Here is a 19,885-nt window from a genome sequence, read left to right as displayed (position 1 = left end):
TCCCGAGAAGGCGTCGCAGCCCCGCGCGCCCGACGAACGCCGCGAGCACGGGAAAGCGGCAACGCTCTTGCTTGGCCTTCCGCCCCATGGCCCCGTTCGGACGCCGCCTCTCGGGCTGAAGCCGATTGGGCCGGGACTGCGGAGTTGCACGATGCCGACGCCTTCGACCACGCTCGACAAGAGCCTCAACGCCTTCCATCTCTGGGGCATCGCCGTCGGGCTCGTGATCTCGGGAGAGTATTTTGGGTGGAGCTACGGCTGGGCGCAGGCCGGCACCCTCGGCTTCCTCGTCACCACGCTGTGCGTGGCCGCGATGTATGTGGCCTTCATCTTCAGCTTCACCGAACTCACCACCGCGATCCCGCAGGCGGGCGGCCCCTTCGCCTATGCGCTCCGGGCCTTCGGGCCCACGGGGGCGGCGGTGGCCGGCTACGCCACGCTGATCGAATTCGTGTTCGCGCCGCCCGCGATCTCGCTCGCCATCGGCGCCTATCTCAACGTCCAGTATCCGGGGCTCGACCCCAAGCACGCGGCGCTCGGCGCCTACCTGCTGTTCATGGGCCTCAACATCGTCGGCGTGCGCATCGCCGCAACCTTCGAGCTCTTCGTCACCGTGCTGGCGGTGGCCGAGCTTCTGGTCTTCATGGGCGTCGTCGCTCCGGCCTTCCGCCTCGACAATTTCACGGCCGGCGGCTGGGCCGGAGGGGACAGGTTCGGGCCGGCGGCCATCGGCGGCATCTTTGCCGCCATCCCCTTCGCGATCTGGTTCTTCCTCGCCATCGAGGGCGTCGCCATGGCCGCGGAGGAAGCGAAAGACCCCAAGCGCACCATCCCCATCGCCTACATCACCGGCGTGCTGACGCTGACCGCACTCGCCTTCGGAGTCATGCTGTTCGCGGGCGCCGCCGGAGATTGGAAGAGCCTGTCCGACCTCAACGATCCCCTGCCCCAGGCGATGAAGCGCGTGGTGGGCGAGTCGAGCGGCTGGCTGCACATGCTGGTCTGGCTCGGCCTGTTCGGCCTCGTCGCCTCGTTCCACGGCATCATCATGGGCTATGCCCGCCAGATCTTCGCGCTCGCCCGCGCCGGCTTCCTGCCGGCCCTGTTCGCGCGGGTGCATCCGCGTTTCCAGACGCCGCACGTGGCGACACTGGCGGGCGGGGTCGTCGGCATCGCCGCCATCTACAGCGACAACCTGATCAGCGTCGCCGGGCAGTCGCTCACCGCCAGCATCGTGACGATGGCGGTGTTCGGCGCACTCACCATGTACGTGATGAGCATGGCCGCGCTGTTCCGCCTGCGCGCCAGCGAGCCGGACCTCGCCCGGCCCTACCGGGCACCGCTCTACCCCTACGCGCCGGCCTTCGCGCTCGTCATGGCCGTGGTCTGTCTCATAGCGCTCATCGTCTACAACCCGCTGATCTTCGCGATCTTCGCCGCGGTGATGAGTGCGGCCGTTCTGCTGATGAGGCTCAAGGCCAAGCCTGCGGCTCCGGCGACGGTTTCCGCCTTAGATCCGGCGATTTAGGTTCGAGATACAACCAGCTTGACCATACGAGGAGCCGTATTCGACCCTTTGCAGACCCTGGGAAGGTCCGCTGCCCGGCCTTTGATCAGGGCGACGTCTACGGCTGAGTTGGGTGAATTTCCGCCAGTCGGGTTTCGCACGAAAAGGAATCGAAGCAGACGCCGTGTCCGCGACCGCTCCTACCCCGGGGCGGTCCGAACCAATCGCTACGGGATCGTTGGTCCCTGAAGCTTTCGAACGCCGGGCCGAGGTTGCAGAACGCCGGGCTGCTTCAAATCCCAGACGAGGCCGAGACGTTCCAGGCCTTGCAGCAGCCGCCAGCCGGGATCGGCTTGACCTGGTTCCGTTCCAAGGCGTGCCGACTCCGGCCATGCGTGATGCGTTGAATGCCAAGCTTCGCCGAAGGTGAGCCAGGCCGCTGCCGGTAAGTCATGTCCTTGAACGGACTCACCATCGACCACCCAACCCTGGGGTCCGCGGCGATGGGTCAGGTGCACGACAAGCCAGTGCCCGGTCAACGATACGGCGACCCGGACCGGAATACCCCAAACCAACCACGGCAGCCCGCCTATCGCATAGAACAGGACGGCCCATGGCAGTTGCTGCAGCATCCAGCTCGCTTCCAGCCAACGAAAGATCCGGTCACCTGCGATCCTCGGCTCCACAACGAACACAGGGGGATGAGTCAGTACGAGTCGGGCGTGCATCTGCAACACCGCATCACGCAGGAGCGGAAGTCGATTGGCGTGGAGATCGTGGCAGGCGGACTGCCGCTGCGCCCAGTCGCGCATGTCATGGAGGCGGACCATGCCGATCGGACCTGCCATTCCAACCAAGGTCCCCAGGTAGACCAAAACATATTCGACCCAGGGCTTTGCCGAGAAGCTGCGATGCACCAGCAACCGATGCATTCCGATCGAATGGCCTGCGCAAAGCGTGATGACAGTCGTCACCAGGAACAGCGCGACAGCCCCGGGTGTCACGAAAATCGGGCCAAGCAGCAGGGCTGCAGCCAGCATGCCACCGATCCAAAGTGACTTGGCCGGCGCCCATTCCAAGTGACCGTCAGCTGCCGACGTGTGGGCGTCGGCGATCATGCGGGTCGTCGAGGTGCATCGGGGCGCTTCGGTCATCACCACCCGTCCTTAGATATTTAGCAAATATCCTAAACGACGGATCGGTCCGACTTGTCAATGGTTAGCTCATCAACTAAACATCCTGCGATGCAGCGCGTCTTCGAAGCCCTGGCATCGTCCGTCCGGCGCCAGATTTTAGCCTACCTCTCTCATACCGAGCTCAACGCTGGCGATATCGCTGCGCGGTTCGCCATGTCGAAGGCATCCATCTCCCAGCATTTGTCGGTCCTCGAGGCAGCAGGGCTGGTAGAAAGCGAGCGCCGCGGGCAGTTCATTTTCTACCGACAGACGCCGGACAGTTTGATCAACGCCCTGCATGGCTTTGCGCAGGAAGCATGCCCAACAAGCCGTCCGCTCAAGCGGGAGAGTGCAGCCTTGGCGAAGGACGTTACGCGCGAAGATCACTGAACCCGGGCTGGATAATCCCAATTCAACTTGCGGGTAGATCCCCAGTGACCGCCCTCAGAGAATGCACATTCGGCAGATCCCATTCACGCGTCGCAGAACTGTTGAGCTGATGCCTGGCGCAAGCCTCCGAGGATGAAACGAGCCCGCATGCGCCATCGGATGATCTCTGCCACTAATGCAGTGATGATTCCTCAAAGAGGTCGGAGGAGCTTCGTTGTCGACCAAATCGATAGGATGCCATCGGAGCCGACCTCCATGGGACGCCATGGTGCCTACGGAGACTGCCCGCCCAAACGCCCCGAACCTTGCCGTATCGATGGCGATGTTTGCAGGAGGATTGAGCGATCCATGATGCCGACCTCCCTCGGTTTTTGTTGGAACCGCAGCCGCACACTCGAACGCTAACGTATGCGTCCCGTTTCCCGCCCCGAGCCGAAGTTGCCGGGCGGCAAACGAGCGACCGCTTTCGGGAAGCGGTGCGGGCGGCCGGCATGGGTCGGAAACGGAACGTCCGCTTGCGGGCGATGGGTCAACCTTCGCAACCCACCGCTCAACAGCCCTATACGCAGTCAAGCTGACTGGGTTCTGATCCTGGACTCGACCCCATGAACATCGCCATCCTCGAGACCGGCCACCCGCCCGAGCGGCTCGGCGGGCGCTTTCCCTCCTACGGCGCGATGGTCGAGGCGCTGATCGGCGACGGCCACGCCTTCACACGCTTCGACGTGACGGCCGACCACTGGCCCGAGGCGCCGGAGGCGTTCGACGCCTTCGTCATTACCGGCTCGCCCGCCTCGGTCTACGACGCGACCCCTTGGGTCGAAGACCTGCTCGCCTTCCTGCGCGGCCTCGACCGCTCGAAAAGCTCGTCGGCCTCTGCTTCGGGCATCAGGCCCTGGCACAGGCCTTCGGCGGGCTGGTGGAGCGCTCGCAGCGCGGCTGGGGCCTCGGGCTGCACGCCTACGCGGTAACGGAGCGCGCGCCCTTCATGGACGACGCGGAGACGATCGCCATCCCCGTGAGCCATCAGGATCAGGTCGTGACCCTCCCGCCCGGCGCGCGGGTGCTCGCGGGCAGCCGGTTCACGCCCTACGGCGTGCTGGCCTGGAGCGACCGCCCCGCCCTCTCGTTCCAGTGCCACCCGGAATTCGCGCCGGACTATGCCCGCGCGCTCACCGACGGGCACCGGGCCGGGGCGAGCGACCCGGCTTTGGTGCCGGCGGCTTTGGCCTCGCTGGACGCGCCGCATGACAGCGCGCGCGTGGCCGGCTGGATCCGGCGCTTCCTGCGGGAATAGATCAGGCGCGGTAGGCGCCCTGGCGCTCCAGCATCCAGCCGGGATATTCCGGCGGCAATCGGGTGGCGGCGTCGAGCCGGGCAAGCTCGTCGGCCTCGAGCCGCACCCGCGTCGCGCCGATATTGTCCTCGAGCTGACCGACGCGCTTGGCGCCGACGATGACGCTGGTGACCACCTCCCGGTGCAGCAGCCACGCGAGGGCCACCTGCGCCACGCTGCACCCTCTCGCCTCGGCGATTCCGCGCATGGCATCCAGCGTGACGGCGCCGCGCGTCCGATCGACCGGCGGAAAATCGAAGGTGGTGCGCCGCCCGTCCGCGGCCGCCCCCTCGGCATCGTACTTGCCCGAGAGATACCCGCCGGCGAGCGGGCTCCAGACCATCAGCCCCACACCCTCGGCGGTCAGCATCGGCGCGATCTCGCGCTCCAGGTCGCGCCCGACCAGGGTGTAGTAGGCCTGAAGCGAGACGATGGGCGCGAGCCGGCGCATCTCGGCGACCCCGATCGCCTTCATCACCTGCCACGCCGCCCAGTTCGACAGGCCGAGGTAGCGGACATGGCCGTGGCGCACGAGGGTGTCGAGCGCCTCCAGCGTCTCCGCGATCGGGGTCGCCGGATCGAAGCCGTGGATCTGGTAGAGGTCGATATGGTCGAGGCCGAGCCGGGCCAGACTCGCCCTGCACTGGCTCAGGATGTGCCCGCGCGAGGCGCCGCGGGCATTCGGACCCTCGCCCATCGGGCCCAGCACCTTGGTGGCGACCACCACGTCGTCGCGGGGGATGCCCAGATTCTTGAGCGACTGACCGAGGATGCGCTCGCTCATCCCGCGGGCATAGACGTTGGCGGTGTCGATGAAGTTGATGCCGGCATCAAACGCAGTCTTCACGAGGGTGTCGGCCTCGTCCTGATCGAGCCGGCCGATCTGGCCCCAGAACCCTTCGCTGCCGCCGAAGGTCATGGTGCCGAGGCAGAGTTCGGATACGAACAGGCCGCTCCGGCCGAGAGGGCGCATGCGCATGGAGAGATCTCCGTCTGAAGGGACGCCCCCTGTTACGGCGTGCGAGGCGTCGCGTGCACGGCCGATCCTCTCAGGCTCTTGCCCGATCCTCTCAACGCTGCCGCCATGGGGTGCGCGGGCATTGCAGGCACGCTAAGGATCCCGACCCATGACGACGGACCTTTCCGGCCTCGCGGCGCTGATCGAACGGCAATGGCATCGTTTCGGCCGGGAGACACCGGCCGACGGGTTGCTCCTCAACCGCGCCGAGACGCCGAGCGGGCCGATCCGTTCGGTCTACCGCCCCTCCTTCTGCCTCGTGGTGCAGGGCGCCAAGACGACGCTCCTCGGAGAAGCCGCCTACCGCTACGCCGCGGGTCAAGCGCTGTTCGCCTCGCTCGATCTCGCCGTCACGGCCCGGATCACCGAGGCGAGCCCGGCGCGGCCCTATCTCGCGCTCAGCCTCGCGATCGATCTCGATGCCCTGGCCGACCTGCTCGGCGCCCAGGCGGAGACCCTTGCGGAGGGAGCCGCGCCCGCCCCGGCTTTCGCGCCGCTGCGCACCGTCACGCTCGACCCCGACCTGTGCGATCCTCTCGCGCGCCTCCTGACCCTGCTCGATCACCCGCGCGACCTGCCGGTGCTGGCACCGCTGATCGGGCGGGAAATCGTCTGGCGCCTGCTCGGCGGCCCGCTCGGCCCGGCCCTGCGCCAGGTCGGCCTGCACGAGAGCCACGCCGCGCGGATCGGCCGGGCGACGGCCTGGATCCGCGAGCACTATGCGCAAACCCTGCGCGTGGCCGATCTGGCGGCGCTGGCGCGTATGAGCCCCGCAAGTTTCCACCGCCACTTCAAGGCGGTGACGACGATGACGCCGGTGCAGTTCCAGAAGCAGGTCCGGCTGCACGAGGCGCGCCGCATGCTGCTCGCCGCCGGAGACGTGGCGGGCGTGGGCTACGCGATCGGCTACGAGAGCCCGTCGCAGTTCAGCCGCGACTATCGCCGCCTGTTCGGGGCTCCGCCGGGCCGGGACGGCGCCGCGATCCGCGCGCGTCTCACCGCCGAGCCGACGCTGCCGTGATCTCTTCCAATGGGGAGGGCTGGTGCGGGTAGAGGGAATCGAACCCCCACGCCTTTCGGCTGGCGATTTTGAGTCGCCCGCGTCTACCAATTCCGCCATACCCGCGACGCACGCGCCTCTTGGCACAAGCCGGGGCGACGGGCCAGAGCGAATCTTTTCCGCAGCGGGCGTGACCCTCGCCTCCGTGGCGCATCTGTGCTGAAAGGGCACCGCTTCCCGGACCCCAACGAGGCCCCATGATCCGCCGGCTCTACGAGTGGATACTCGCGCTCGCCGCCAAGCCGTCCGCGCCCTGGGCGCTCGGAGCGGTGGCCTTTGCCGAGAGTTCGTTCTTTCCCGTACCGCCGGACGCGATGCTGGTGCCGATGGCGGTGAGCCGGCCGGACCGGGTCTGGCTCTACGCGACCATCGCCACCGTCGCCTCGGTGCTCGGGGGGCTGCTCGGCTACGCCATCGGCGCGCTGCTGTTCGATTCGGTCGGGCTGTGGCTGTTCAACCTCTACGGGCTCGCCGACAAGGCCGAGACCTTTCAGGCCTCCTACGCCACCTACGGGCACTGGGTGATCCTGCTGAAAGGCCTCACCCCGATCCCCTACAAGCTCGTCACCATCACCTCGGGCTTCGCCCATTACTCGCTGTTCTGGTTCATGCTGCTCTCGGTCATCACCCGCGGGGCGCGCTTCTTCCTGCTGGCGTGGCTGCTCGGGCGCTACGGCATCGGCATCCGTGCGGTGCTCGATCGGCACCTCAACGTGGTGGCGGGGCTGTTCGCGGCCGTGGTGATCCTGGGCTTCGTCGCCTTCAAGGTGATGCTGTGAGCCGGTTCACCCTGCGCGCCGCCGCGCTCGCCGTGGCGCTGGCCGCCGCACTCACCGTCGGCGGCGCCCTCGTGTTCGAGCATGGCCTCGGCTACGTGCCGTGCAAGCTCTGCCTGGCGGAGCGGGTGCCCTACTACCTCGCCGCGCCGCTGGCGCTGATCGCCGCCGGGCTCCCGCCGCGGCCCGCGCGCTTCATCCTCGGCCTCGTGGCCCTGGTGATGATCTACGGCGCCGGCCTCGGCGTGTATCACGCGGGCGCGGAGTGGGGGTTCTGGCCGGGCCCCAGCGATTGCGGCGGCGGGTCCGGCGCCGGACCGGCGGACGTGGCCGACTTCCTGAAGAACCTCGAAAGCGTGCGGCCGGTCGATTGCACGGCCGCCGCGTGGCGCTTCCTCGGCCTCTCGCTCGCCGGCTGGAACGCACTGATCGCGGCCGGGCTCGGCCTCTTCGCCGCGGCGGCCGCACTCCTCGCTCAGCCGTCGAGGGGGCCGCACCAGCCGGGCAGATAGCCGGCATCCGGCGCCTTCGCGAGGCGCAGCGCCTGCTCGAGCGCCTGGGTGAAATCCTTCTCGATCAGCTTGCGCTTGAGGTTGCGCCGCAGGTAGTCGGCCCACAGGAACTCGCTGAAGGGCGTCGTGTCCTTGGCAAACCCGCCGGCCCGGCGCAGCTCGCCCGCCAAGCTGCGGAACGGGTCGTCGGCAAGATCAGAGACCGCCTTCGGGATGTCGTCAAAGCCAACCCGCAGACCGGCGGCGTCGTAGGGATGGACCCAGGCCTTGTGGTCGGCCACCGTCCAGAAGGCGTCCTTGTCGAGCTTGTGCAGGTCGGCGACCACGGTCACCAGCACGCTCTCCTCGCCCTCTTCCTGCAGGGCGCGGGCGAGGTGGTGGTGGTCGATCACGTAGTGCTTCCTCTTGGGGCCCAGCAGCACAGGGATCATGTGCGAGCCGAGGAACTCGGCCTTCTTCCCGGGATCGTGCGCCCGCCAGCGGCGGCGCTTCTCCTCGACCTCGCGGTAGCCCACCGTGATCTGCGTCGGGCGCAGTTCCGCGATCGGCACGGCGATGAGCAGGGGTTCGCGCGGCGCCATGAAGTCTCCCGTTCGTTTCGAGCGCGCCCGGAGAGACACCGGACCACCGAGGGTGTCCGGTCCACCTTTCGAAACGCGGAAGCCGGCTTGGAAGAGCGTTGCGGACGGCCGGCAAAGGCCCGCCGCTCACGGAACGTCAATCGATGCGGAGCGGAACGCCTTTCGCCCAGTGTCGGACACACGCTCAAGTCTCACATATCCGTGAGTCTGGATTTCGGCTTTCCGAGTCCAATCGGAATAGGTCGCGAAGAATGGGGCGGCATCGGTATTTTCATGCCGTTGTCCCGCGCGCGTATTTGCCCGAAGACACACCAGACGAGGATCGCGTTGCCGGATGATGGTCCGACAGACAGCATCGTCCCGGCACCAGGACCACAGGCATGTCACTCGTCCAGGCCGAAAGCGAGATCTCGGCCACCCCGCGCCCGCACGGATCCCGGCCCCTGATCGGCCTCGACCTGCTGCGGTTCGGCGCGGCCTGCCTCGTCGTGCTGTATCACCTCGCCTGCACCGCCTGGATGGTCCCGTCGAGCGAGGCCGCCACCCTCATCGGGCAGCCGATCCCGTTTCCGGCCCTGCTGCCCGTCAGTTCAGAGGGATGGGTCGGCGTGCCGATGTTCTTCGTGATCTCGGGCTACGTCATCGCCTATTCCGCCTCACACGCGAGCGCATTGCGCTTTCTCACCGGGCGGATCCTGCGCCTCGTGCCGGGCATCTGGTTCTGCGCCACCGTCTCCTTCGGGCTTGCGCTGCTCTTCGACCCGGAGGCCGTCCGGGTCCTGTTCGAGCGCTACGTCCGCACCCTCGTCCTGTTCCCGGTCCCCCGCTGGATCGACGGCGTCTACTGGACGCTCGGGATCGAGATCATGTTCTACGGTCTGGTCTATGCCCTGCTGTTCCTGAACCGGTTCGAACGGGTGGAGCCGGTGATCCTGGCGGTCGGCGTCATCAGCGCGGGCGCGTGGCTACTGGCGGCGACACCGCTCTGGCCCGACCTCGGCCGGATCATCAGCACGCGGATCGCCAAGCTCGCCCTCCTCACGCATGGCTGTCACTTCGCCGTCGGCGTGCTGGTGTGGAGCGCGGTGCGGAGCGGCCTGACGGCGCCACGCCTCGCCGGCCTCGCCGTCTGCCTGGCAGGGAGCTTCCTGCAGATCCGCTACGATGCCGGTTTCGTCGGCGCCTCGCTCGGCCTCGACCGGAGCCCCACGACGCCCTGGCTTCTCTTCGCCGTCTTCATGGTCCTGTTCTGCCTGTCGATCCGCGCGAACACGGCGCTGACCGACGCCTTTCCCGGCCTCGGGCGGCGCTTTCGTGATCTCGGTCTGGCGACCTACCCGCTCTACCTACTGCACACCTTCGTCGGCGCCCTGGCGATGCGGTTCCTGGCCGCCTACGGTCTCCCGCCGGCCGCGAGCCTCACGGGCGGCATCGGGGTGGCCGTCGCCGCTTCCCTGCTGGTGTCGCAGCGGATCGAGCCGCCCCTGCGCGCGAGCCTCGGACGCGTCCTGCACATCGCCGGCGCGCCGCTGCGCCGTCGCGGGCCGGCGCCCGGCGCGCTCCCCCGCTGAGGACCGGCCGAGGCCGGAGCGCCTGCCGCCGCTCAGCCCTCGCCGTAGCCGCCCATGGCGCAGACCGTGGCCCATTCCGCCTCGGTCACCGGCTGCACCGAGAGGCGGGAATTGGTGACGAGGGCCATGTCCTTGAGCGCCGGCGCCGCCTTGATCGCGTCGAGAGTGACCGGGCGCGGCATCGGTGCCACAGCCCTCACATCGACCATGCCGAAACGGCCACTCTCGTCGGTGTGGTCGGGGTAATAGGGCTTGATGACCTCGACGATGCCGACGACGGCCTTGCCCTCGTTGGAATGGTAGAAGAAGCCGCGCTCGCCGACCTGCATCGCCTGCATCTGCTTCTTGGCGAGGTGGTTGCGCACCCCGTTCCAGAAGGTGCCGCCCTCCCCGGCCCCGGCCTGCTGGTCCCACGACCAGGTCGAGGGCTCGGATTTGAACAGCCAATAGGCCATGGCGCGGGACGGCTCCGTCGGGAAAGGCGCCTTCGCTTATCGAAAATTCGGCCGCGCTTGAAGGGTGCGCACCGCCCCGCGCCCGGCCCCTCTGCGGGAGACGCTCACGCCGTCTCCGCCTTGAGTGGCCGCGACAGCAGGCCGGTCATCGCCGCATCGACCGTCAGCGCTCCGGCCACGACCGCGGCGACGGCCTCGGCCACCGGCATTTCGACCTCCCGCGCCCTTGCGAGATCGACCAGCGCCTGCGCGGTAAAGGCGCCTTCCACGAGCTTGCCGCCCGCGGCCTCCTCGGGCGAGGCGCCCTTTCCCAACCGCTCGCCGAAGGCGAAGTTGCGCGATTGCGGCGAGGACGCGGTGAGCACGAGGTCGCCCAGGCCCGACAGCCCCATCAGCGTCTCCGCCCGGCCGCCACAGGCGCGGGCAAAGCGCATGAGTTCGGCGAAGGCGCGGGCGATCAGCGCGGCGCGGGCGCTCTCGCCGAGACCGCGGCCCGCGACGATGCCGGCGGCGATCGCGAGCACGTTCTTGCCGGCACCGCCGACCTCGACGCCGCGCACGTCATCGGTGTGATAGAGCCGGAAGGCCGGCCCCGAGAGCAGCCCGGCGAGCCGCGCCGCCAGGGCCCCGTCCGCCGCAGCGAGCGTCACGGCCGTGGGCAGGCCGCGGGCGACGTCGGAGGCGAAGCTCGGACCCGACAACACCGCGACAGGGGAGCCGGCCGGCAGCACCTCCGCCGCCACCGCGCTCATGAAGGCGTCGCTGCCCCGCTCGATCCCTTTGGCACAGAGCACCACCGCGGCGCCGGGCGCCAGCGAGGGCGCCAGCGCCGCCAGCACCGAGCGCAGGGTCTGGGCCGGCACGACGAGCAGCACCGTGCCCGCCGACGCCAGCGCGGCGGCCTCGGCCGTGGCGCGCACGCCCGGATGCAGGGCGACGTCGGGGAGATAGCGCTCGTTGGCGCGTGCCTGCTGCATCCGCGCAGCAGCCTCGGGATCGCGCATCCAGAGCGTGACCGGGCGCCCCGCCGCGGCCGCGGCGTTGGCCAAAGCCGTGCCCCAGGATCCGCCGCCGACGACGGCCACGACCTCGTCCCGCCGCTGCGTGCCTGACTTCATGTCCGCCTCCATCGGGAACCTGGTGCAGTCCGGCCTGTTACGGCCAAGGCGCAGCCCCGGCGCCACATCGTCAGCTCCGCGATAACGACCTGCCGGCCGAAGAGCGAGCACCGATCCGCGATCATGCGACGATGGAGACCCCAACCCGGTGCGCCGCGCGCGCTCACTTGCATTGATCACAATATTCTTTGAGATCGGCTCGGGCGCTATCGACCCGTCACGACATTTTCGACGGAGATCGAAGCAAAAAACGACTACGCGCCGCAACCTCAAGAAAAACCGGCAACCTCGTTTCCCCGGTTGCGTGACATCGACTTTCGTGTTTCAGCCTCATACCCTCGCAGGATTACTTTTCATTTCTTCTAGTTGCGTTTGTCTGATTTTTACGAAAAAAACCCTGATAAATAGACGCCCGTTTCAGCCAGATAAAATATCACGCACCCAGCGAAACGGTAAAATTTACACAGGTCGAACGAACTGGCATTAACGGTTGCTTAAAAACATTAATGGAAAACAGCTTTCACCGTAACTTGCGGTGCCTGGAGCGTTCAGCTGTGGCGATCTTCCATTCCGAACAAGAATCCATCCTTGCTGCCGTCGATCGTGCTCAAGGCCGTATCGAGTTCGCAATGGACGGCACGATCACGAACGCGAACGCCAACTTCCTCGACCTCATCGGCTACACCCTCGATGAGGTGCGTGGTCGTTCACACGCGATGTTGATGCCGCCCGAACAGCGCGAGAGCCCGGAATACAAGGCCTTTTGGGAGGCTCTGCGCCGGGGCGAGCTCCAGGCCCGACAGTTCCGGCGCATCGGCAAGGACGGCCGGTCGATCTGGATCCAGGCCGCCTACAACCCGATTCTCGACCGGCGCGGGCGGCCCTACAAGGTGGTGAAATTCGCCACCGACATCACGGCCCAGACCGAGCGCAACGCGGGCTACGAGGGGCAGATCGCCGCGATCAACCGGTCTCAGGCGGTGATCCATTTCGGCCTCGACGGCACGATCACCGATGCCAACGCGAACTTCCTCGATGTCCTGGGTTACCGGCTCGACGAGATCCGCGGCCGGCATCACAGTCTTTTCGTCGATCCCGAGGAAGTGAAGAGCACGGCCTATGCCGCGTTCTGGCGGTCGCTCGCGAACGGCACCTATCAAGCCGGCGAGTTCCGGCGGCTCGCCAAGGGCGGACGCGAGATCTGGATCTACGGCACCTACAATCCTGTTCTCGACAGCGAAGGGCGCCCCTGCGCCGTGGTGAAATTCGCCAGCGACGTCACCCAGGCCGTGGCCGACCGCCTTCGGCGCGCGAACGGGCAGCGCGCCATCGAGTCCGATCTCGGCACCATCACCGGCGCGATGTCGCAAGTCAGCCGTCAGGCCAACGAGACGGCGGCCGCGGTGGCCGTGACCTCCGACAACGTCCAGTCCGTTGCCGCGGGCGCCGAGGAATTCGCGGCCTCGATCTTGGAACTGAGCCGCCATGCCTCGCAGGCCAAGTCCGCCGCCGATGCGGCCGTGAGCCGCGCCGAGGAGGCGGGGGGCATCGTCAGCGGATTGACCGCCACCGCCGAGCGCATCGGCGAGGTGGTCTCCGTGATCCGCTCGATCGCCGACCAGACCAACCTGCTCGCGCTCAACGCCACCATCGAGGCGGCCCGCGCCGGAGCGGCCGGTCGCGGCTTTGCCGTGGTCGCCACGGAAGTGAAGGCGCTAGCGAGTCAGTCGTCGCGCGCCACCGAGGATATCGGTCAGCAGATCGCCGCCGTGCAGGATTCCTCGGCCCGGGCCGTCGATGCGATCCGTGCCATCGTCTCGACCATCACGGATCTCAGCGAGATCTCGATGAGCGTCTCCTCCGCCGTCACGGAGCAGGCCGCGGTCACGCAGGAGATCGCGAGCAACATGCAGACCGCCGCACGGAGCGTGGACGCCGTGCGCCGCAACGCTGACGGCATCGCCCTCGCGGCGAACGAGGTCGATCTCTCCGTGCAGAAGGTGACCGCCTCCGCCCGCGCGCTCGCCTGAACCGGGAAAGCGCAGCCTCAGGCGGCCGGGGCGACCTCGGCGAAGGGCCAGCGGGCGCGGGCCGGGACGGTGAGATCGTCGACGAGGCCGAGGCGCAGGCGCTCCAGCCCCGCCCAGGCGATCATCGCGCCGTTATCGCCGCACAGCGGCAGCGGCGGCGCGACGAAGCTCAAGCCCACCTCGCCCGCCTGCGCGGCGAGTGCCCGGCGGATCGCTCCGTTGGCGGCCACACCGCCTGCCGCGACCAAAGCCGTCGGATGCCCGGCGACGCCCGCGAAGGCGCGCAGGGCGACGCGGACGCGGTCCACCACCACATCCACCACCGCCGCCTGGAAGCTCGCACAGAGATCGGCCACGTCCTGCGAGGCGAGGGGTTCGAGCCGTTCGGCCTCGATGCGCAGGGCCGTCTTGAGGCCCGACAGCGAGAAATCCGCCTGCCGCCGCCCGATCATCGGCCGAGGCAACGCGAACCGCTCCGGATTGCCGCTCTCCGCCTGCCTCTCCACCTCGGGGCCGCCGGGATAGCCGAGCCCGAGAAGTTTGGCGACCTTGTCGAAGGCCTCGCCGATGGCATCGTCGATGGTGGTACCGAGCCGGACGTAATCGCCCACCCCCTTCACCGCGACGAGCTGCGTATGCCCGCCCGAGGCCAGCAGCAGCAGATAGGGGAAGGCGAGCCCGTCGGTGAGCCGTGGCGTCAGCGCGTGCGCCTCGAGATGGTTGACCGCGAGGAGAGGCTTACGCGCGACGAGGGCCAGGGTCTTGGCCGTGACGAGGCCGATCAGCACACCGCCGATCAGGCCGGGCCCGGCGGCGACCGCGATCCCGTCGATGTCCTTCAGCGTCGTCCCCGCCCGCTGGAGCGCCCGGGCGATCAGCCGGTCGAGCACCTCGACATGGGCGCGGGCGGCGATCTCCGGGACGACGCCGCCATAGGCCGCGTGCTCGGCGATCTGGCTCAGCACCTCGTTGGAGAGGATCTGTCCGCGCTCGTCCTCACCGAGCGTCACGACGGCGGCGGCGGTCTCGTCGCAGGTTGTCTCGATGCCGAGGATCTTCATGAGTGTCACGCTGACGTCCACGCACCGTTGCGTGCCGGGGGCCGGCCCGCCTACTCCATGTCTCGCGAAATCGCGGTCATACCGGTCGCGACACCATGTCTACGACGAAACCGCCGACGGATACAGGTGAGGCACAACGCCGACGGACGCTGTGGATGGCGTGAGGGAGAGGGGCGTATGCGGATCTGGGTGTCGCGGCCCGAGCCGGGCGCGAGCCGCACGGCACGGCGGCTGGCCGAGCTCGGCCATGCGGCGCTGGTGGCGCCCGTGCTGCGGATCGCGCCGAGCGACGGGCCGCCGCCGGCAGGCCGGTTCGACGGGCTGATCCTGACGAGCGCCAATGCCGTCGCGCCGCTCGCCGCAGCGGGTCTTCCCGAGGCACCGATCTTCGCCGTCGGCACCCGCACCACCGAGCGGGCGGAACGGGCGGGCCTGCGCTCCGTGCACTGTGCCGACGGGGACGCCGTCAGCTTGGCCCGGCTCGTCGCGGCCCATGTGAGGCCGGGCGGCACCCTCCTCCACGCGGCCGGCGAGGACCGCAAGGCCGAGCCCGCCGCGAGCCTCACGGCCGCGGGCTACGGCGTCACGACCTGGACCGCCTACGCGGCTCTGGCCGAGGCGACCCTGCCGGAATCGGTAGCGCGGGCGCTGATGGGACGGGACGGCGCGCCGCCGCCCGATGCGGCCCTGCATTTTTCACGGCGAAGCGCCGAAATCGCGGTGCATTTGTCCGGCAAAGCCGGTCTGAGCGGAGCGTTTCGGGCGCTGGCGCATTACTGCCTGTCCCCGGACGTGGCCTTGGGACTGGTCGAGCTCGGCGTCGCGGCCCATTTTGTAGCGGCGCGCCCGAGCGAGGAGGCTCTCCTCGCCGGTCTCGCGGCTTCGGACTGAACGACCTCGTCGCCCCTGCGGGCCGATGGGGACGCGAGAGCGTGCCGGAGCGTCGGAGATGGAACCCGGAAGCGGTTCCGATGGATGACGGCGCCGGTTCGCTCTTCTATGGGAGCACACTGCGCCGGTGCGGCGGCTGAATGGAGCGAACGCCCGTGACTTCACCCAAGGACGGCGCCAGGGATGGTGCCAAGTCGCCGGAGCAAGGCAAGTCTTCGGAGCAAGGCAAGTCGCCGGAGCAGGCCAGGGAAGCGGCCAGGGACGTGACGAGGGATTCGCCCCGGCCCGCCGACAAGGCGATGGGCAAGCCTGCCGAGCCGTCCGCAGCGGCCTCCACCACGAAGGTCGAGCCGGCCAAGGCGGGGCCAGCAGCGTCGGAGCCGGTCAAGTCCGAGCCCGCAAAGGCGGGTCCGACCGGCAGCAGCGCCCTGCCTAATAGCGGTGCGCCGGGCTCTTCCGCGCGCCCGCAGGACGTTCGAGCGGACGCGCCGTTGAAGCCGGGTGCCACGGGCAGCAGCGCGATCCCTCCGTCGACCGCCGCCTCGACCAGCGCAGGAACGACGTCCAACAAACCCACGGAGCCCGGACAGCTCTCCGGCGCGCCGGCCGCTGCCTCCGGCACACCGGGAGGCAATGCACCCTCGAAGCCGGGCGCCACGGGCAGCAGCGCGATTCCGCCGAATCCGGCCGGGACCAAAGCCACCGATGCCAAGCCGGACACGTCCGCAAAGGCCGGCAGCAGCACGGTGAAGCCGGAGACACCGGCCTCCGCAAGTGCCACCGCCGGCAGCGCCAGCTCCGGCGGCACCAAGCCGGATGCGACCTCCGGAGCCAAGCCGGGAGCGGCGCCGGGTGCCACGCGGGTGACGGAGACGGCCTCGCTGACCGACGGCCCGATCCTCGATCTCAAGGCCAAGCGCCTCTCCGATGCAGCGGATGCCACCAAGCCGGGCGCGAGACCCGATGCCGGCAAGGAGAGCCCGGGCACAGCCGCTTCGGCCAAGGATGCCGCTAAGGAAACGCCCAAGGAAGCCGCGAAGGCAGTGCCGGCTCGCGGTGGCGCAGGCTTCGGTTCCGTGGCCGCCTCGGGCCTGCTGGGCGGCCTGATCGGCGCCGGCCTTCTCTACGGCGTCACCACCTATCAGCGGGGCGCCGATCCGCGCCTCGCAACACTCGATAAATCCCTGGCGGGCCTTGCCACGAAGGATTCCGTGGCCGGGCTCGACAAGCGCCTCGCCGCCAATGAGCAGGCGCTCAAGCCTCTGCCCGACGCGATCGCCCGGGCGGAAAATGCGGCCAAGGCCGCCGCCGACCGCGCCAATGAGGCGCTGCAGAAGGCGGGCGCGGCCCCCGCCACGGCCCCCTCGGCCGATGGTTCGGCTCCGGCACCGGCCGTTCCCGCCGACATCGCGGCCCGTCTCGATGCCCTCGATCAGCGCGTCTCGGCGCTGCAGGAGGAGCCCGGCCGCGACGGCACGGCCGAGGTGAAGACCGCGCAGACGATGGATCCGGCCGCCCTCGCCGCCCTCGACGATCGGGTCAAAGCGCTCGAAGCGAACGGCGCCAAGAGTGCCGCGTCCGACCTTTCGGACAAGATCGCGGCGCTGCAGGCGGACGTCGCGTCCCGTGCCAAGGCGGACGAAGCGGCCGAGGCCGCCCTCGGCAAGCGTGTGGACGAGGTGCAGAAGGCGCTGGACGGGCGCATCGCCGCCGCGACCCAGACCGTGCAGGAGGCGACGCAGGCGAGCAAACAGGCCGCCGATGCCGCCCAGACCCGCGCCGACGAAGCCGTGAAGGGCCTGGAGCGCAAGCTTCAGGAACAGTCGGAGCGGATCGCCGGTCTCGACAAGGCCGTCGATCAGAGCGCCAAGCAATCCACGGTGCAGTCGGCCCTGCGCATCGTTGCGGCCGACCGGATCGCCTCGGCGCTGGAGGCGGGCCAGCCCTACCCGGATGCGCTCGCCAGCCTGCGCAACCTCGAACCGGCGGATTCCAAGCGCCTCGACGCGCTCGGCCCCTTCGCCGACAAGGGCGCGCCGACCGCGGCAAGCCTCGCGGCGGAGTTCCGCCGGATCTCCGAGAAGATCGCCGAGGCCAAGCGCGCGGCCCAGGCCAAGTCCGTCGCCGAGACCGGGAGCGTGGGCGACCGTCTGATGAACATGGCGAGTTCCCTGGTGCAGGTGAAGCGCGCCGACGGACCCGCCGCGGGTGGAAGTCAGTCCGCCGCCGGCAGTGCGGCTTCGACCGCGCAGGTTCAGGCGGCGCTCGACCGCGGCGACCTTGCCGAGGCGGCCAAGGCCTACGCCGCCCTGCCCGAGGAGGCGCGGGCGCAGGGCGGTGACTTCGGAACGCGACTCTCGTCGCGCGCCGAGGCGGCCCGTGCGACCCAGGCGCTGCTCGCCGATGCCTTCACCGGCTTGCCGCCGGCACGCTGACGGCCAGGACCGGCATCGATGACGAAGAACCAGCCGCGCCCCGCGCGGCGTTCCCCCCTTCCCCTCTGCCCGGGCCGCGTGCGCCCGCTCCCCGTGCTCCCAAGGAGGCCCTGACCCATGTGGCGCGCCCTCGTCTTCCTGGCCCTCTTGGCCGTCGCCGCCTACGGCGCGGTGTGGATCGCCGACCATCCGGGCACCGTGACCGTCGTCTGGAACGGCTACGAGATCGGCATGAGCCTCGCCATCGCCCTCACCGGCGTGCTGGTGGCGGCGATCGTCCTCGGCCTGATCTGGGCAATCGTGACCGGCGTGATCGGCTTGCCCGCCAGCATCAGCCGCTCGACCCGCGAGCGCCGCCGCAACAAGGGCCTCGCCTCGCTCTCGCGCGGCATGATCGCTGTCGGCTCCGGTGATCCGCTCGCCGCCCGCCGCCACGCGGGCGACGCCGAGCGCCTGCTTGGCAGCCAGCCGCTGACGCTTCTCCTCAAGGCCCAGGCGGCCCAGATTTCCGGAGACAGGGACGCGGCCGAGCGTGCCTTCCAGCGCATGGCGGACGATCCCGAGACCCGCGTGCTGGGTCTGCGCGGCCTGTTCGTCGAGGCCCGTCGCCGTGAGGACGAAGGTGCCGCCCGCGCCTACGCCGCCGAGGCCGCCCGCCTCGCGCCGAGCGTCACCTGGGCGAACGAGGCGGTGCTGGAGGCGCAATGCGCCGACGGCGAGTGGTCCGCCGCGACCGAGACCGTGGAGCGCCGCGCGGCGCTCGGGCTGATGGACAAGCACGCAGCCCGCCGTCAGCGCGCGGTGCTGCTCACCGCAGCCGCCCAGCGCCACGAGGCCGGCGAGCCCGATACCGCCACCGAGCAGGCGCTCAAGGCCGTCAAGCTCGCCCCCGACCTCGTGCCGGCGGCCGTCATTGCCGGCCGGCTGCTCGCCCGGCGCAACGATCTGCGCAAGGCCGCCAAGATCGTCGAAGCTGCCTGGAAGGCCACCCCGCATCCGGAACTCGCCAAGGTCTACCTCAACCTTCGCACGGGCGACTCCGCCCGCGACCGGCTGGCCCGCGCCGAGAATCTCGCCAAGCTCTCGTCCTGGGAGCCGGAATCGCGTCTGGTGATCGCCCAGGCCGCAACCGAGGCCAAGGATTTCGGCCGCGCCCGCGAGGCGCTGGCGCCTCTGGCCGACGACCGGCCGACGGCGCGCGTCTGCCGGATGATGGCGCGGATCGAGGCCGCCGAGCACGGTGCCGAGAGCGGACGCTCCCGCGAGTGGCTGGCCCGTGCCGCCCGCGCCCCGCGTGACCCGGCCTGGGTCGCCGACGGCATCATCTCCGAGCGTTGGGCGCCGGTCTCGCCGGTCTCCGGCCGTCTCGACGCCTTCGTGTGGAAGACCCCGCCCGAAATCCTGGCTGGCCCCGAGGACGACGACGCCCCCGCCCCGGCTCCTGCCGAACCCACCGTCCCGGTCGCGATCCCGACCGCGCCCGTGCCGGCTCCGGTCACCACGGACAGCCCGGCCCCGTCTACGCCCGGCTTCCTCCAGACCGGTGCAGGCACCCCCTCGGTCGTGCCGACGCCCGCGCCGGTCAATGGCCCCACCGGCCCGTCACCGGCCACGCAAGCCACCCCGACGGACCGCCCACGCCGCATCGCCTGAAACCGCACGCCGCCCGGACCGCAAGCCGGGCGGCGCACAACGCTGGCGTCTGTGGCATTCTTCGCCTTGCCAGACGCCCACGCCCCGGCTACAGACCCGCACCTGCCGCAAGAGACCACCGCCCGCGCCCAGCGCCCGCGTCGGTCCCCGGCCGGTTCCGGAGGGGTGGCCGAGTGGTTGAAGGCGCACGCCTGGAAAGTGTGTATACCGGAAACGGTATCGCGGGTTCGAATCCCGCTCCCTCCGCCAGCTAATTCGGCTAAGCGCCTAACCGATCTATGATTTTCAGCTTAGGCCAAACCCCTAGCCGTCAGTT

At 69.4% G+C, this 19,885-nt stretch carries 17 protein-coding genes, 2 tRNA genes and 1 pseudogene; 12 read left to right on the top strand and 8 right to left on the bottom strand.

Annotated elements, in window-relative coordinates; genetic code table 11:
* Positions 1-151: 151 nt before the first annotated feature.
* Positions 152-1,528 (top strand): ethanolamine permease, encoded by a 1,377-nt coding sequence (eat, locus tag E4V01_RS23430; protein ID WP_135300032.1) that lies wholly within the window; start codon positions 152-154, stop codon positions 1,526-1,528.
* Positions 1,529-1,734: 206 nt separating this feature from the next.
* Here eat and E4V01_RS23425 read toward each other — a convergent pair whose 3' ends face one another.
* The gene (locus E4V01_RS23425; protein WP_060768504.1) at positions 1,735-2,661 is read right to left on the bottom strand and encodes an acyl-CoA desaturase; all 927 of its coding nucleotides are present in this window, start codon (positions 2,659-2,661) and stop codon (positions 1,735-1,737) included.
* A gap of 90 nt (positions 2,662-2,751) precedes the next feature.
* Between E4V01_RS23425 and E4V01_RS23420 the strand changes: the two genes are divergently transcribed.
* Complete coding sequence (locus tag E4V01_RS23420) at positions 2,752-3,072, top strand: metalloregulator ArsR/SmtB family transcription factor (RefSeq protein WP_060768505.1); 321 nt, start codon at positions 2,752-2,754, stop codon at positions 3,070-3,072.
* Positions 3,073-3,677: 605 nt separating this feature from the next.
* Positions 3,678-4,369: pseudogene (locus E4V01_RS26760) on the top strand (type 1 glutamine amidotransferase).
* A gap of 1 nt (position 4,370) precedes the next feature.
* On the opposite strand, the gene E4V01_RS23410 reads toward E4V01_RS26760, so the two are convergent.
* Complete coding sequence (locus E4V01_RS23410) at positions 4,371-5,387, bottom strand: aldo/keto reductase (protein ID WP_135300031.1); 1,017 nt, start codon at positions 5,385-5,387, stop codon at positions 4,371-4,373.
* A 148-nt stretch (positions 5,388-5,535) separates the two neighbouring features.
* On the opposite strand from E4V01_RS23410, the gene E4V01_RS23405 reads away from it, so the two are divergent.
* Complete coding sequence (locus E4V01_RS23405; protein ID WP_135300030.1) at positions 5,536-6,447, top strand: AraC family transcriptional regulator; 912 nt, start codon at positions 5,536-5,538, stop codon at positions 6,445-6,447.
* Positions 6,448-6,467: 20 nt separating this feature from the next.
* Here E4V01_RS23405 and E4V01_RS23400 read toward each other — a convergent pair.
* A tRNA-Leu gene (locus tag E4V01_RS23400) sits at positions 6,468-6,552 on the bottom strand.
* A gap of 131 nt (positions 6,553-6,683) precedes the next feature.
* On the opposite strand from E4V01_RS23400, the gene E4V01_RS23395 reads away from it, so the two are divergent.
* Together E4V01_RS23395 and E4V01_RS23390 are read left to right on the top strand one after the other, a co-directional pair.
* Positions 6,684-7,265, top strand: a complete 582-nt coding sequence (locus E4V01_RS23395) for a YqaA family protein (protein ID WP_060768509.1) — start codon at positions 6,684-6,686, stop codon at positions 7,263-7,265.
* Positions 7,262-7,774: a disulfide bond formation protein B gene (locus E4V01_RS23390; RefSeq protein ID WP_135300029.1), complete on the top strand. Its 513-nt coding sequence runs from the start codon at positions 7,262-7,264 to the stop codon at positions 7,772-7,774. The genes E4V01_RS23395 and E4V01_RS23390 overlap by 4 nt, the downstream gene beginning before the upstream one ends.
* On the opposite strand, the gene E4V01_RS23385 is transcribed toward E4V01_RS23390, so the two are convergent.
* A complete protein-coding gene (locus E4V01_RS23385; RefSeq protein WP_135300028.1) occupies positions 7,738-8,355 on the bottom strand; it encodes a ParB-like protein in 618 nt (205 codons plus the stop codon). The two genes, E4V01_RS23390 and E4V01_RS23385, sit on opposite strands and share 37 nt — an antisense overlap.
* A 380-nt stretch (positions 8,356-8,735) precedes the next feature.
* Here E4V01_RS23385 and E4V01_RS23380 point away from each other — a divergent pair, with 380 nt between their 5' ends.
* Entirely contained in the window at positions 8,736-9,926 is a 1,191-nt protein-coding gene (locus tag E4V01_RS23380; RefSeq protein WP_135300027.1) for an acyltransferase, read from the top strand.
* A gap of 32 nt (positions 9,927-9,958) precedes the next feature.
* On the opposite strand, the gene E4V01_RS23375 is transcribed toward E4V01_RS23380, so the two are convergent.
* Together E4V01_RS23375 and E4V01_RS23370 are read right to left on the bottom strand one after the other, a co-directional pair.
* Positions 9,959-10,381, bottom strand: coding sequence for an EVE domain-containing protein (locus E4V01_RS23375; RefSeq protein ID WP_135300026.1), 423 nt, complete (start codon positions 10,379-10,381; stop codon positions 9,959-9,961).
* A 104-nt stretch (positions 10,382-10,485) separates the two neighbouring features.
* Positions 10,486-11,511: an NAD(P)H-dependent glycerol-3-phosphate dehydrogenase gene (locus tag E4V01_RS23370; protein ID WP_135300025.1), complete on the bottom strand. Its 1,026-nt coding sequence runs from the start codon at positions 11,509-11,511 to the stop codon at positions 10,486-10,488.
* 542 nt (positions 11,512-12,053) lie between these two features.
* On the opposite strand from E4V01_RS23370, the gene E4V01_RS23365 reads away from it, so the two are divergent.
* On the top strand, positions 12,054-13,529 hold the full coding sequence (locus tag E4V01_RS23365) for a PAS domain-containing protein (protein ID WP_135300024.1): 1,476 nt from the start codon (positions 12,054-12,056) through the stop codon (positions 13,527-13,529).
* Positions 13,530-13,546: 17 nt separating this feature from the next.
* Here E4V01_RS23365 and tsaD read toward each other — a convergent pair whose 3' ends face one another.
* Positions 13,547-14,590 (bottom strand): tRNA (adenosine(37)-N6)-threonylcarbamoyltransferase complex transferase subunit TsaD, encoded by a 1,044-nt coding sequence (gene tsaD / locus E4V01_RS23360; protein WP_135300040.1) that lies wholly within the window; start codon positions 14,588-14,590, stop codon positions 13,547-13,549.
* A 177-nt stretch (positions 14,591-14,767) separates the two neighbouring features.
* Between tsaD and E4V01_RS23355 the strand changes: the two genes are divergently transcribed.
* Positions 14,768-15,481 carry a uroporphyrinogen-III synthase gene (locus E4V01_RS23355; RefSeq protein WP_135300023.1) on the top strand — a complete coding sequence of 238 codons (714 nt, stop codon included), beginning with the start codon at positions 14,768-14,770 and terminating at the stop codon, positions 15,479-15,481.
* Positions 15,482-15,587: 106 nt separating this feature from the next.
* Here the strand turns inward: E4V01_RS23355 and E4V01_RS26385 are convergent, their stop codons facing one another.
* Entirely contained in the window at positions 15,588-16,292 is a 705-nt protein-coding gene (locus tag E4V01_RS26385) for a hypothetical protein (RefSeq protein WP_245517675.1), read from the bottom strand.
* A 52-nt stretch (positions 16,293-16,344) separates the two neighbouring features.
* Here E4V01_RS26385 and E4V01_RS23350 point away from each other — a divergent pair, with 52 nt between their 5' ends.
* From E4V01_RS23350 to E4V01_RS23340, 3 genes are all read left to right on the top strand, one after another.
* Positions 16,345-17,916 (top strand): hypothetical protein, encoded by a 1,572-nt coding sequence (locus E4V01_RS23350; RefSeq protein WP_245517674.1) that lies wholly within the window; start codon positions 16,345-16,347, stop codon positions 17,914-17,916.
* A 117-nt stretch (positions 17,917-18,033) separates the two neighbouring features.
* Positions 18,034-19,569 (top strand): heme biosynthesis protein HemY, encoded by a 1,536-nt coding sequence (locus tag E4V01_RS23345; protein WP_060768519.1) that lies wholly within the window; start codon positions 18,034-18,036, stop codon positions 19,567-19,569.
* Positions 19,570-19,728: 159 nt separating this feature from the next.
* Positions 19,729-19,818, top strand: a tRNA-Ser gene (locus E4V01_RS23340).
* Positions 19,819-19,885 lie beyond the last annotated feature (67 nt).

The sequence above is a fragment of the Methylorubrum sp. Q1 genome (assembly GCF_004683995.1).
Classification (GTDB): domain Bacteria; phylum Pseudomonadota; class Alphaproteobacteria; order Rhizobiales; family Beijerinckiaceae; genus Methylobacterium.
The sequence above is the reverse complement of the archived record's forward strand: the minus strand, read 5'-3'. Positions and strand labels throughout refer to the sequence as shown.